Annotated in this window: 1 protein-coding gene and 1 pseudogene; both read left to right on the top strand. The window is 67.8% G+C overall.

Going from position 1 to position 1469, the window contains the following annotated elements; translation table 11 throughout:
* Positions 1-388 (top strand): annotated as a pseudogene (locus ACIBJF_RS53410) (TetR/AcrR family transcriptional regulator); the annotation flags it as partial.
* Between the two features lie 216 nt (positions 389-604).
* Positions 605-1249, top strand: a complete 645-nt coding sequence (locus ACIBJF_RS53415; protein ID WP_399185115.1) for an ISL3 family transposase — start codon at positions 605-607, stop codon at positions 1247-1249.
* Positions 1250-1469 lie beyond the last annotated feature (220 nt).

Here is a 1469-nt window from a genome sequence, read left to right on the forward strand (position 1 = left end):
CTTCCGGACCCTGGCGCACCGTCACCCTGAGCTGCTGGCGTACTCGTTCAGCCACCAGCCGGACTTCATCCAGCCCGACGACCCGTTCTGGACCGGCCTCACCGCGATCGTAGCCGCCACAGGGGTGTCGCAGTCGGAGGTTCCGGAGATTGCCGCTCTCATGGCCGCCGTCGTCGTCGGTGTCCTCAGCGCCGAACTCAACGGCTCGCTCCGGCAGTGGGCGAGTCTCAAACCCCCCGGTGCCGCTGCCGACGCGGACGAGGTCACGGACGCACACCAGGCAGGCCCTGATCAGGACCACATGTTCCGGCTGGTGATCGACACACTCATCACGGGCCTGGAGGGCCGGCTCGCCGCCGGTCGTAACAGCCGGGGCGCCGGCCGCTGAGCCCATGCCCGCGAGGCATTGCGGCCTGGGCACGTCCACGGTGTCGCCGTTCCGTGAACCGTGGTTCTGGATCACTTTCCGTGCCAGGGTCACGGAGGGTCACCACAACCGCGATCATGAACGGCCGTGGGTGATGTGCTCATCCAAGACCTGTGATTCCACCAGGTCGAAGGTGTCCTGATCGAAAACGTCGTGGCCAGCGAGGAGTCGGTGGTCGTGCGGGCCCGCACGGCAGCGGACCAGGCTGCGTGTCCTGCCAGCGGCACGGTGTCGACCCGCGTACACAGCCGGTACGTGCGCCGTCTTGCTGACAGCGCGGTCGGCGGACGCGCCGTAATGATCGAGTTACAGGTCCGGCGGTTCCGTTGCCGTCAACGGACGTGCCGGCAGGCGACGTTCGCCGAGCAGGTCGACGGACTGACCTTTCGACATGGAAGGCGAAGCGCCGGCCTCCAGGCGGTCCTTGAGCGGCTGGCGGTGATGCTGGCGGGCCGTGCCGGTGTCCGACTGGCGCACGCGCTCGCCCTCCGGGCCAGCCGGTCAACCCTGCTGCGGCTGATACGCCGCCTGCCGGAGTTCCCCGCGCGCACCCCACGAGTGCTGGGAGTGGACGAGTTCGCGCTGCGCAAGGGACACAACTACGGCACCATCCTGGTGGACATCGAGACACGCCAGCCGGTCGACCTGCTGCCCGACCGGGCCACAGCCACGGTCGCCCGGTGGCTCGCCGACCATCCCGGCGTGGAAGTGATCTGCCGCGACCGCTCCACCGCATACGCCGAGGCCGGACGGCTCGGCGCCCCCGGTGCGATACATGTCGCGGACCGCTGGCACATCTGGAAGAACCTCGTCGAGGCTTGACGAGTCGGCGATCCTGACCGCGCTCGGCGAGATCCTGGACCTGGCCGATGAGGTGCACTGGGCGGTGGACATCTCCAGCAGGTCCTCCGCCCTGTTGCTGGCACTGCTGGCAGCCCACGGCCAACAGGCTCACCAACTTCATTGGTAATCCCTAGTGTTGTGCATGTATTGTTGCGTGGGTGGAGTTGCTGCGTATGTCCAAGGCTGCGAAGCGTCTCGG

This window comes from Streptomyces sp. NPDC050743 (assembly GCF_044456925.1).
GTDB lineage: Bacteria > Actinomycetota > Actinomycetes > Streptomycetales > Streptomycetaceae > Streptomyces.